This window comes from Ralstonia sp. ASV6 (assembly GCF_016429285.1).
GTDB classification, from domain to species: domain Bacteria; phylum Pseudomonadota; class Gammaproteobacteria; order Burkholderiales; family Burkholderiaceae; genus Ralstonia; species Ralstonia flaminis.
In genome coordinates this window covers 44,773-54,426 of record NZ_JAELUI010000017.1, presented here as the reverse complement: position 1 = coordinate 54,426, position 9,654 = coordinate 44,773, and the positions used below count along the sequence as shown (strand labels likewise).

At 61.2% G+C, this 9,654-nt stretch carries 8 protein-coding genes; 2 read left to right on the top strand and 6 right to left on the bottom strand.

The features are described 5' to 3' along the window. A partial coding sequence (locus tag JHD73_RS05070; protein WP_199028425.1) for a biopolymer transporter ExbD occupies positions 1-296 on the bottom strand: 296 nt, incomplete at its 3' end. 27 nt (positions 297-323) lie between these two features. Further along, on the bottom strand, positions 324-944 hold the full coding sequence (locus tag JHD73_RS05065; protein ID WP_199028423.1) for a MotA/TolQ/ExbB proton channel family protein: 621 nt from the start codon (positions 942-944) through the stop codon (positions 324-326). Between the two features lie 1,100 nt (positions 945-2,044). Here JHD73_RS05065 and xseA point away from each other — a divergent pair. Together xseA and sodB are read left to right on the top strand one after the other, a co-directional pair. Then, positions 2,045-3,451 (top strand): exodeoxyribonuclease VII large subunit, encoded by a 1,407-nt coding sequence (gene xseA, locus JHD73_RS05060; protein ID WP_199028421.1) that lies wholly within the window; start codon positions 2,045-2,047, stop codon positions 3,449-3,451. A gap of 160 nt (positions 3,452-3,611) precedes the next feature. After that, the gene (sodB, locus tag JHD73_RS05055; protein WP_199028419.1) at positions 3,612-4,190 is read left to right on the top strand and encodes a superoxide dismutase; all 579 of its coding nucleotides are present in this window, start codon (positions 3,612-3,614) and stop codon (positions 4,188-4,190) included. A gap of 205 nt (positions 4,191-4,395) precedes the next feature. Here sodB and gmtX read toward each other — a convergent pair whose 3' ends face one another. The 4 genes from gmtX to JHD73_RS05035 are packed head-to-tail and all read right to left on the bottom strand — an operon-like array spanning position 4,396 to position 9,339. Next, positions 4,396-5,049 carry a gamma-mobile-trio protein GmtX gene (gene gmtX / locus JHD73_RS05050; RefSeq protein ID WP_199028417.1) on the bottom strand — a complete coding sequence of 218 codons (654 nt, stop codon included), beginning with the start codon at positions 5,047-5,049 and terminating at the stop codon, positions 4,396-4,398. Next, positions 5,046-7,646: an integrase family protein gene (locus JHD73_RS05045; RefSeq protein ID WP_199028415.1), complete on the bottom strand. Its 2,601-nt coding sequence runs from the start codon at positions 7,644-7,646 to the stop codon at positions 5,046-5,048. The genes gmtX and JHD73_RS05045 overlap by 4 nt, the downstream gene beginning before the upstream one ends. Then, a complete protein-coding gene (gmtY, locus tag JHD73_RS05040; protein WP_199028413.1) occupies positions 7,628-9,040 on the bottom strand; it encodes a gamma-mobile-trio recombinase GmtY in 1,413 nt (470 codons plus the stop codon). The genes JHD73_RS05045 and gmtY overlap by 19 nt, the downstream gene beginning before the upstream one ends. Next, on the bottom strand, positions 9,040-9,339 hold the full coding sequence (locus tag JHD73_RS05035) for a hypothetical protein (RefSeq protein ID WP_199028411.1): 300 nt from the start codon (positions 9,337-9,339) through the stop codon (positions 9,040-9,042). The genes gmtY and JHD73_RS05035 overlap by 1 nt, the downstream gene beginning before the upstream one ends. Positions 9,340-9,654: the final 315 nt, after the last annotated feature.

Genomic DNA, 9,654 nt, shown 5'->3' with positions numbered 1-9,654 from the left:
CCGCCAGCCTTGTCTGCGGCAGCGCGCAGTGCATCGGCCAGGCTGGTCACGTCACGCGTGTCGAGCACTTGTTTGTCCACAGAGTAGACGCCGTTGGCGGTGACGGACACGACGATCTGTCCTGGGCGCTCGGTTGCCTTTTCGGCGTCGGCAGTCGGCAGGTTGACCTTTAGTTCGGTATAGCGGGAATACGTGGTCGTGATCATCAGGAAGATGAGGATCACGAGCAGCACGTCGATCAGCGGGATCAGGTTGATCTCCGGCTCTTCGCGAGCGTGGCGCGGGCGGAAGCGCATGGCGTTCTCAGGAATGCGTTGCCCGGATCAACCGCGCCGCGGCGGCAGGATCGCGTCAAGGTACATGGTCGACAAGTGTTCCAGCTCGGCCACGTAGTTATCCACCACGCCACGGAAGTAGCGCCAGAAGATCAGCGTCGGGATGGCTACGACCAGGCCCAGCGCCGTGTTGTACAGGGCCACCGAGATACCGTGTGCCAGCGTTTGCGGATTGGTGCCCGCAGCGCTCTGGCTGCCGAAGATCTCGATCATGCCGACCACGGTGCCGAACAGGCCCATCAGCGGCGCCACCGAGGCGATGGTGCCGAGCGCGTTCAGGTAGCGCTCCAGGCGATGGGCGACATTCTGGCCGGCTTCTTCCACCACTTCCTTGGCGGCATCGCGCGTGGTGTTGGGGTGCAGCACCACGTGACGCAGCGCGGCAGCCAGCAGGCGGCCCAGCGGCGAGCCCTGTTCCAGCGTGTTCACCACTTCCGGTGTGGCCTTGCGTTGGTGCGCGACGGCCAGCGCCTCGTCATAGACCTTGGGCGGAATGATCTTCTTGCGCTGCAAGGCGACGAAGCGTTCGATGATGAGCGCGAGGGCGAGCACCGAGGCGATCAACAGCGGCCAGATCGGCCAGCCGGCGGCTTGAATGATGGAAAACACTGGACAACCCGTTTTGTCGTTGTGGAAGGAATTTGATTCAGGACGCCGATTCGCGGTGCATTTGGCGCCCTGACTGCCGTTCATGCCGTCCGCGTCCCCGAACGCGGTCCGTTGCGGCAAAAACAGGCGCCACTCTAGCGCGTCGGACCTGCCTCGGCAACACGATGGCGTACCGTAGCGACAGGCGCCTCTGACAGTCAAAGGGTCGTCACAGAATTCAGTGCGCGGACAATCCACAACGAAGCGGGACAGTCTTGTGGACGGGTTGTGGACAGTGTCAGAACAAGCAAGCTAAGTGCTTGATGTGAAAGGATGTTCGGTGCTCTGCTTAAAAAACATGCAATGGGTGTTTCTGTGGCCAATTCATGCGCAAAACGTCTGACGGCCCTTGAAACTGGCGAGTAATCCACACCGCGGTGGGACAGTTGTGTGGACGGGTTGTGGACATTCCCAGAACAAGCGCGCTAAGTATTTGATATGAAAGGGCGTCCGATGCCGTGCTCAAGAATTGTGCAGCCGGGGTTTCTGTGCGGATTTTGGGAAAATTCCGGGCGTGGCCCGCAAAACCGGCGGGAAATCCACAACGAAGCGGGACAGTCTTGTGGACGGGTTGTGGACATTGCTCGGACAAGCACCTTAAGTGACTGATTAAAAAGGGTGTTCGGTGCGCCGCTTAAAAAATGGGCAGTAAGGTTTTCCACGAAAGAACAGGGGTGCAAGCGCCGGACATGTGAGAATCGGCGGCCGATTTATCCACTGCCCAGGCGTCACATTCGGGTTTTCCAGCGCAGCTGTGGATAACTTTGTGAACATCCTCGGGAGCCCTGCGCTAAATGCTTGACGCAGAACGAAATTACTTGCGCTGCTGAATTTTTAACGCGGGCAGATTTTTCATAAAAATCAAAGGGTTGCGTCAAAATGCCGAGAACGCGTCACGTAACGTCTGTCAAGCTTGACAAGGGCGTTATGCTGTGGACAGGTAGCCCGATAGACGCGAAATCCCTCCCTCATTCAAGGTAGAAGTTGCCCCGAAGCCCCATCGCATTGCGCCGCCACGACCACTTATGACCACGCCACCGTCTTCCCGCCGACCTTTCTGGATGGATGCTCCGGCCGCTGCGCCGAGTGCATCAAAGGCCACTCAAGAGACTCCGGCATCGCCTGCGCCGGCGCGGAGCGGGCAGGATGTATTGACCGTCAGCGAGGTCAACCGGCGGATTGCCGGGTTGCTTGAACGCAACTTTCCGCTGGGCTGGGTGCGCGGTGAAATCTCCAACTTCACGCGCGCGGCCAGCGGCCACTGGTATTTCTCGCTCAAGGATGCCGGCGCGCAGATCCGCTGCGTGATGTTCAAAGGCCGAAACCAGTACGCCGATTTCACCCCGCGCGAAGGCGAGGCCGTGGAGGTGCGCGCGCTGGTCACGATGTACGAGGCGCGCGGTGAGCTGCAACTGAGCGTAGAGGGCATCCGTCGTGCCGGGCTGGGCAATCTGTACGAAGCCTTCCTGCGACTGAAGGCCGCGCTGGAGGCGCAAGGCTTATTTGACCCCGAGCGCAAGCGGCCGCTCCCGCGCCACCCCCGCGCGATCGGTGTTGTGACGTCGTTGCAGGCGGCAGCCTTGCGCGATGTGCTGACCACGCTGCGCCGTCGCGCGCCACATGTGCCCGTGATCGTCTATCCGGTGCCGGTGCAGGGTGCAGGCGCCTCCGAGCGCATAGCCGCCATGCTCGATACGGTCAATGCCCGCGCAGAAGTCGATGTCGTCATCCTGTGCCGGGGCGGCGGCGGCATTGAAGACCTGTGGGCCTTCAACGAAGAGCTGGTCGCACGCGCGGTGGCCGCTTCCGGGATTCCTATCGTGGCGGGCGTCGGGCACGAGACGGATGTGACGATCGTCGATTTTGTGGCCGATGTGCGCGCACCCACGCCCACCGGTGCCGCAGAACTCGTCAGCCCCGACCGTGCTCGCATGCTGCGCGACGTGGTGCGTGACTGGGATGCGCTCTCAGCGCAGTTTCGTCGCCAGCTTGACCGCCGCGCCCAGACCGTCGATTGGCTCGCGCGCCGCCTGCGTAGCCCGCAGGCGCAGATGCGCGAGCGCCGCACGCAGCTGTCGCATCTGGAGGGGCGCCTGCGCTTTGCCCTGACCGGCCGCGTGCAGCGTGCCGAGCACGTGCAGCGCCTGCTCGCCATGCGCCTGGCGGCCGCCCGCCCAGACGTCTCCCGCCAGCGCGCTGTGCTGCAACAGGCCGAAGCTGCGCTGGCACGCGCCATGCGTGACACGTTGGCCCGGTCGCAGGAGCGCTTGGCGCGGCAGCACACCGGCCTGGAGCTGCTGGCACCGCAGCGCACACTGGAGCGCGGCTACGCGGTGCTGCTCGACGCGAAGGGCCACGCCATCCGTGATCCGAACGCGTTGCATGCCCGGGCACGCATCGAGGCACGGTTGGCGCAGGGCGCGGTCGACATCGAGATCGCCCAGGTGCAGCCCAAGCTCGATATGTGACCGGCGCATGTCCACATAACGGTCATTGCTGCGATTCCGCACGTGTTTCGCGGGTATTCCGAGTATTTGGCACGCTGTTTGCGCCGGTTTTGCAACTCTCCTACAATCGTCGCTCCCGACTCACGCAACCCCGCACACAACCCACAGAAGGGAAAAACACATGGCCCACACGCTCCCCCCGCTGCCGTACGCACTCGACGCCCTGGCGCCGACCATCTCCAAGGAAACCCTGGAGTTCCACTACGGTAAGCACCACCAAACCTACGTCACGAACCTGAACAACCTGATCCCGGGTACCGAGTTCGAGAACCTGAGCCTGGAAGACATCGTCAAGAAGTCCTCGGGCGGCATCTTCAACAACGCCGCACAGGTGTGGAACCACACGTTCTACTGGAACGGCCTGAAGCCGAACGGCGGCGGCGCTCCGACCGGTGCCCTGGCTGACGCCATCAACGCCAAGTGGGGCAGCTTCGACAAGTTCAAGGAAGAGTTCACGAAGACGGCCGTTGGCACCTTCGGTTCGGGCTGGGCCTGGCTGGTGAAGAAGGCTGACGGCTCGCTGGACCTGGTGTCCACCTCGAACGCCGCTACGCCGCTGACCACCGATGCCAAGCCGCTGCTGACCTGCGACGTGTGGGAACACGCCTACTACATCGACTACCGGAACGCTCGTCCGAAGTACGTCGAGGCGTTCTGGAGCCTGGTCAACTGGGACTTCGTCGCTGCGAACTTCGCATAAAGCGAAACCAAGCAAGCACAGTACCAAGAAAAAACCTCCGCGCTTGGACTTATACCGTAACCGTACATAGTTCGTGGGTGGGTATCGCGGAAGGCTTCATTTGTAAGGCTTCTGTGTCCCAAGGCTTTCGATGTATGGATACATCCCATTGCATCGTATCTATTGGCGCCGACGATTTTTTGTCGGCGCCTTTTCATTGTGTTGGTCAATCACCTAGCACTTTGCGAATCGCACGCGCGAATCCCACCTCGAAGATGGTTCGCCCCCGCTCATTCACGATTTCGCCGTGGCTACCCTCCCGGAGCCCACGTTCTTCGAGGTAAGGTGTCGATACAGCCTTTTGCAATGCTTGGCGCTCCGAAGGCGTGAACTGGGCGGCCATGGCGAGCACGGCGACCGAACCAGGTGCGGCGACATCCGCGCCAAGTGGCCGCCGGTCCACGGTCACTTGCACGTTAGCTTTCAACACGTTGAGTTGCGCCTTGAGCTTGTCGCGTTCCGCAACGATGGCCTGCATGATAGAGCGGATAGCGGGGTCTTCGATGCGCATGAGGTAGTCATGGCTCGCCAGCGTCCTTGGCGCTTTCGGTGAAGGCGGTCCAGCATAGGCTGACCAGGCCAGAATGAGTTCGCGGTAGTCCGCAGACTGAGCGTTATAGAGGGCTCGGCCTTTCATAATGCCCTCGGCTTCGGCCAGCCGGCCAACAGAGGGCAGCGAGAAGTCGCGCCCGCCTGTCTCATGCTGCCGACGGCAAAGTTCGTGCATTCTCGCGAGATTTGCGCGCCGGTGCGAGCGTCCGCCCTTGGCGAGCAGTGATTCAAGGACTGCGTCCGGGTGGATGTCCGTCCTCATATTCATGCTTCGACCTCCACGAGGAACCGATGCGCAGCAGGTAACGATTGGCTGCGAGTTGTTTTAGGCAGCAGCGAGGTGAGGTCCACGTCGAAGTGCCGACCAAGGCTCGCACCCGCGTCCATCAAGCTAATCACTTGGCGCTGGCCGAGCGCGGGATTCGCTGGGTTCATCTGCTCGGCCAAGCGGCGCATGAAGGCGTTGCCGGCGAGGAGTTGCTCCTGTTCACTCAACAGCATGAACACAGGTGGCAGGTCTTCGTTGAAGAGGACCGCATCGAGCAACTGGCTGCGGCGGAATATGGCCTTGCCTGGTTCGAGGTCGGGGTAGACCTCGACGCTCTCACACACGCCGGTGAGTTGCAGCAATTCTGACTCTGTTTCCTCGAAGCCGACATGGACGTCTCGCACCGTGCCGGCGGCCACCAATTGCGTGCCGTCGCCCTGCGGGGCTTCCAGCGCGACCTTGCAACGTTCGATGAGCCGCCAACAGGCCACCAGGTCTTCGGCAAGGTCGCTGAATCGCTTCATGGCACTCTCCCACACCCGTTCCGCCTGCCGGTAGGCGTCCAGTCCGGTGAACGGCCGACCGGCGTCTTCCGCATCAGCTTTCTGCTTCTTCAGGTCTTGAAGCTCGTTTTCCCGAATGAGACAGGAGTTTCGCGCCTCGTCGAAGCAATAGGCGAGCGTGTTGAAGTGGGCGGCCAGCGCCGGCAGGTGGTGCGGCTCCGTCACGAACCAGCGACAGCGGACGCAGTTACGGCTGCCGCCCGGAACGGGTCCGTGCCTGGGGGCTGAAGCTGAGCCGATGTTTGGACCGCCGTTGTAGCAACCTCCCACCGCGCCGTTTTCCTCGACCTCGCTGGTGCTGCCGCCGACAAGACACAGGCCGTGGTGCATCGGCATCCAGCCTGCCGGATTGCGCGCGGCCGGATGCTGTGGGATGCAGGCGGCGAGGCTCGGCACGCTGTTACAGATGGCATTCTGCAGGAGTTCGTCATGCTCGGTGTCGAGTAGGAAGTTCTGGATGCTCACCTCCTTGTTCGCCTCGAGCCGCTCCGCCGCGCCATGGAGCACTTCGCGGATGCGCGACGCGCCGGGCTTCGTGTAGTACAAGGTCATTAGCAGGCGACTGTGGCCGACAAGTTTTTGCAGGACGGGGAATGGTACTTGGCCTTCAAGTGCCAACGCAGTGATAAGGGAGACACGTAGGCTGTGCAGGGGGAAGAGAGTTGTCGTTCCATTATTGTCCTCCTCCGGCGGCGGGAGGAAGCGAATTGGCGTGCCGTTGCGATGAGTCTCGCCCCGGGCTGCTAGCCGCAGCTCCAGTGCGTCTAGCAGGCGGAACCAGCAACTATCCAGCCCCCTGTTTCGGATAGGAAGATGGCGCTCTCCTTCGACGGCCTCTGGCGCTCTAAAGAGGAAGCACGTGTCCGGATATTCAGCCAATTGCACGGCGCTCTTCGCCTGCATATGGCGGCCATCCAGTTCTGTCCAGGCAGTACGCCTCCCGACGGCGTTGTACTTTGCTTGCCAGTCGCGGAGTTTTTCAAGCCAGTAGAAGACGTCCTGATGTACCGGTCCGCCAAAGGACCACGGCAACACGTACCCCTTCTCCGGCCCGGACTTTGCGATGTCGGCGGTCTTATTGGTGTTGATGTAGAGCACGGTCGAGACCGCCTCGCCTTCGACTAGCGAGGCGCTGCGGCGGAACACGCCCTGTTGCAAGGGCCGGCGTTCGCTACCCTGTGCGAGCTGGCTTAGGCTCAGCGTCCATTTCCCCGCCGTGTAGCGCCAAGTATCGGCTTCGCCCGAGTCGAGCATGCGAACCTGAAACGTACGGAGTGGCAGGATGAGCTTCACGAGCAGAGCCACCCAACGAACTGGGCTCCACATCTCCAAGCGCGTTCCATTCGCCATTGGTCGCTCGCGCCATACGCAGTCCGGGTCGTGCCGGTCAATCTGCTCTTCGCTTACCTCGAACCAGTCGGGCCCACCAGGCCCGCGCTGACCGATTTCGGCTCCCAACGCACTCTGCGCCCACTGCCAATCGCGGAAGTGAGGCCCAGCAGCGAGCATCTGCCGTAATTCGTCAATGTAGCCGTATGGAAGCGGCGAATGCACGCTCTCGTCGCGACGAGGCAGGCCGCTCTTGGACATCCGGGGCACGGGGTTGCGAAACGCCGGCGAGACTACCAGTTGGCCGTCGTCGGCGGCGTGGCTGAACTCGTGCAGTAGCACGAAGTTCAGAAAGGCGTGGATGATATTGTTGTATTCGATGCCTTGCCTTGAATCTGGGCAGGTCGTTCGATAGAAGTCGGGCAGAATTGCGTCGCGTTTCAACAATGCTGCCAGGTCGAGCGGCAGACCTTGCTGGATTAGATAGCGAACGAAGAATATCCCTAAGGCTTGGAGTCTTGGAGCAATACCTCGCGTTTCACCCTTGAGCCACGACACAGCCAACTCACGCCAAGCAGCGAGTTGCGGATAGTCGCGCTTGACCCAACCGAGGGTAGTATCCGTTTCTCGCCTCACCCCTTTCTCCTTTGGAGGAGCTTCAATGACGGACGTCTTGTGCATTTTCGTTATGTTCTTTTCTGGCATGAGATTACTCCGTCGTAGTTTTGATATTGCTCAGCACTAGGCCCCCCCACTGCCTTGTCCCGCAATCGCAGCGCGGCAACTTCGAGCGCCACCAGAGCCTCACGGTTGTTCGATTGCGTGTAGACCTCCTGGCTCTCCAGCGAGCCGTGATGCATGAAGCGCCGGATATTCGCCTTGTCGACACCAGCATTTCTAAGGCGCCGGCCATAGGCGTGGCGGTGACCGTGCGGTGTAGTCCCGAGCGCCTTGCCAACCTTGAGCCCGATGCGCTCACAGGCAGCTGCATGCGCCTTGTTGTATTGGGCCAGCTTGTACATAGCGCCAACGGGCTCACGGCCTAGGTTTATGAAGGCGAACGGATGGCTGCGGTCAACACGGGCCACCTGTTCGAGATAACGGTGCCAGAGCTGTAGGAACCACTCTCCATACTCGGGTAGGAACCAGTACGCCTGCTTGTAGTACGCCGCATCGTGCGTGCCGCCTTTCCAGCCTGCTTGTTGGCGGCTCAGCAATTCGGTGCGGGGCGCGAGGCCGAACTGATGCGCGAGGTATTCCGTCCGATTGCCCTTGCGCGGCCGGCCCTTTTCGTCACGCCAGTCAGCCGGCGCTGCGCCATAGCTGGGATGGTGGATGTGGACTCTAGCTTGGCGCGGGTTGGCCGGGTCCGGGAACACGTCCGAGATGAAGAGATGGAAGGGTTCCGATTCGCGGAAGCCTGCGCCGTGCAATAGCAGGGTGATAAGCATGCCGCGGTAGTCATGGCGCCCAGCTGCGCAGAACCCCTTGACAAGCAACTCCTCGAATCGCTCCTCCGGGAAGGCCGGAGGCTCGCCTTTCTCGACTTTCGGCAGACGCCGACCTCGGACACGGTGCCCGGTTTCGGCGGGGGATGCGTTCGCCGCCCAGGTGTGTCCGAGGAAGGCCTTGTTGCGTCGATACTGGTAAGCAGTCTCGTCAGTCTGCCGGTCGAAGGCGCCGCCCGCATAACGCGGGTTCACTTTAGCGGCTTCAGGGCGCATTTCTCCAAGCCAGTCGAAGAAGTCGGAGAGGTTCGTGATGATGAGCTCAGCGTCATGGGGTGACATCGGCGCCCAGCACAAGCCACTGGGGTCAAGCCCAGTATTTCGGTCGAAGGTTCCGGTGTAGAGGCGCTGAGCGAAGTTCTGAAAGAGCTGGTAGGTATCGCGCTCAGCCGGATTTGCTTGCAGATATTCGAGGAACATCCTCACCGCCCGCGTGACCTTCCCCATCCATGCCAGGCTGCGGTCATGGCTGCGGGACAGGCAATAGTCGAGCAAGGGCTCGAGCACGCCAGCAGGGGTCAACAGCGCCGGTATCTCTGTATGGACGCCGGTCGCATCTGTGAATACTTTGCTTCGAACAGTAACGAACATCAGACGCCCCGCGCGTGGAGCAATCCGATTGCTTCGTTGAAGCTCAGGCGATACAGATGGATGGCGAGGTCAATAGCACCCCCGCCGCCGGCTTGTGCCCGGGTATCGAAGAATTTCGGCCCGTTCAGCAGTAGCTCGAAGTGCAGAGTGCCAGCGGTCGCGTGCCAGCGCTGTGTGCCTGCAGATTTCGTTGGGGTGAATGTAGAGTCGCGCTTGGCATGTGTAGCAAGGGCCAAGAGCGCGGTGACAGCTTGAACGTCGCGTAAGCGAGCGAGTTCTTCAGACGATGGACGAGCCACGGCGAATCTCCTTGATTGAGACTTAAGTCAAAGGGATTCGCCTGGCTTGAAGCCGCCCGGGTTCGAGTTGCGGGCGCAAGTCAGACGGGTACTGCGGTGCAAATGAGCAGGACTACTAAGGATTCCTCACCGTACTCTCAGAAGAGAGCTTCGAACAGTGCTGAAGGCCTCCCAGCCCAACTGCGGGTGCCGATAGTACGCCGCCTTGCCAGAATTTGTAAACAGGCGCCGTTACGAACGCGGTAGCAGGTGTGTTGCGGAAAAGCTGCTACTCGTCTTTCAAAGAAAGACTGCTACTCAACTACATCGGCATGC